Source organism: Armatimonas sp. (assembly GCF_043760365.1).
Taxonomy (GTDB): domain Bacteria; phylum Armatimonadota; class Armatimonadia; order Armatimonadales; family Armatimonadaceae; genus Armatimonas.
On record NZ_JAYUPA010000395.1, the window covers coordinates 1 to 1,792 of the forward strand.

The 1,792-nt window shown below is 48.4% G+C and carries 3 protein-coding genes; all 3 read left to right on the top strand.

What is annotated here, in order from left to right; all coding sequences use genetic code 11:
- The coding region (locus ACH2EH_RS09410; RefSeq protein ID WP_395141067.1) for a tetratricopeptide repeat protein at nucleotides 1-907 on the top strand (907 nt) is incomplete at its 5' end.
- 14 nt (nucleotides 908-921) lie between these two features.
- A complete protein-coding gene (locus ACH2EH_RS09415) occupies nucleotides 922-1,506 on the top strand; it encodes a hypothetical protein (protein ID WP_395141069.1) in 585 nt (194 codons plus the stop codon).
- A 2-nt stretch (nucleotides 1,507-1,508) separates the two neighbouring features.
- Nucleotides 1,509-1,792: hypothetical protein (locus tag ACH2EH_RS09420; RefSeq protein ID WP_395141071.1), on the top strand; the 284-nt coding region annotated here is incomplete at its 3' end.

The following is a 1,792-nucleotide window of genomic DNA, read 5'->3' on the forward strand; positions in this document are numbered from 1 at the left end:
TGCTGCCCTGACCCAACCCGAAAACGGCGAGCTTGCCCTGCGCCTCGCAAAGTCTATCCTCTGGTTCTGGCTCATCCGCGAGTATCTCGTCGAAGGCCATAACCGTCTAACGGAGCTTCTCACCGCATTCCCAGACGCACTACCTCTGCAACGCGCCCATGCCCTACGTTCACGCGGCAATCTAGCTCAAAACCTCCACCGCTATTCTGAATCATCGGCTGATTTGGAACTTGCTCTGAGCCTTTTTGAACAAGCGGGAGATGCGGCTGAGGTAGCCGTGATGCAAGGCAATCTCGGAACGCTTGCTAGTGACGAACATAACTATGATAAGGCACAAGCCTATCTGGAGCGGAGCTTAGCCTACTATCGGCTTCATCCTCACCCCAAGCGCCTAGCCAGCATCCTCTATAATCTGGGAGCCGTCCAGATACGTGCTGGCCAGTGGGCAGAGGCAGAAGCGACGCTCGCCGAGAGCCTCACCTATAGCCGCAAGCTAGGTGATGGTTTAACGGAGCTCTATGTCCTCTACAACTTGGGGTTGATCGCCCGAGAGCGAAAACATCCTGCCGAAGCCCTGAAACTGTTCTGCCAGGCCTTGGAACGACGTGTTCAGATCGAAGGTGAGTCGGGCCTCGGGATGGTGACAAACCTCGTCTCTATCCTTTTCGCACTACAGGAAAGCCAAGCTCCCTCAGATCTACTGGCACTCTGTATCGGAAAGATCGAAGCCGTACGTAGCCAGAACAATATCCCTATTGACTATTCAGACGAGGATCGTTACAATAGTATTCAAAGTGCCACGCAAACCCGGCTCGGAAGCTCATGGGAAGCATTTATCACCAGTGGACAAAGCATTTCGTTAACCGACTTGATCTCTCACATTCAGAAAACTAACACTAGTTTCTAGCAAAGGACAACCTCATGAAAATCAGTCTAGCACTCCCTCTGATACTCTCCGTAGCCCTGACGACAGGATGTGACAACCAAAAGACAGGTGGGAATGGTAACAGCATCAAAAGTGAACTGTCAATTCGCAGTCATGGAGGCGTACATCTTCCCATAGATATTGTCATAACGGATGACACAGCAGGTGACATAGGAGAAACAAATGTATCTCTGGCAGCAGGAAAACTAAAATTCAATACTGTTCTAAAATATAAAAACTTTTTAAATTTCGGTTTAAGCGCATCTATAAAAGATAAATCAGGAAATCCAAAGGATATAGCTGACTTTAATCCAAGAACCGAGCTTCCTCCAAAAATAGAATTCATGGAAATATCCCAAACCACAGCAGTAACACCAGGCCAAAAAGGTTCCATAGCATCAAATAATTATGAGGACATAAAACACAAAGGAGTACCTACAATAGGAGCAAAATCTATAACATTTAAAGAATTAAAACCAGATTCTTCATATTTGCTAATATTATCTTACGACGAAGATGGAAATGACGGAACAGTTCGCTATCATCAAGGCGCAGTCGTTTTTCAAGTCGCACCAAAATAAAATTGCTTAGAGATCCAACAGGTATCTGGCAGAACATCGCAGTAGAAATCGCTGGGCAGTACTTGCCCGGCGATTTCTTTGACCGTGAGCATATTACGATCCCAATCCCGCCGTGGACAGTGCGGGTGGAGGTAGAGCCCACAAGCCTCATCCCGATGACTCGGGTGAGTGCGGAGTGTACTCTGCGAAAGGCGTTCTTTTTCCATCTGGAGCGCACGAACCAAGGGACGATGCTGGCGACGAGCCATGCGGGGTTTGCGGAGAGTGTATTGGCGCTTCCTGGCTT

What these genes read in the sequence shown, in the direction of transcription:
- ACH2EH_RS09415 (WP_395141069.1), top strand. Translation starts at nt 922, where the DNA reads ATGAAAATCAGTCTAGCACTCCCTCTGATACTCTCCGTAGCCCTGACG.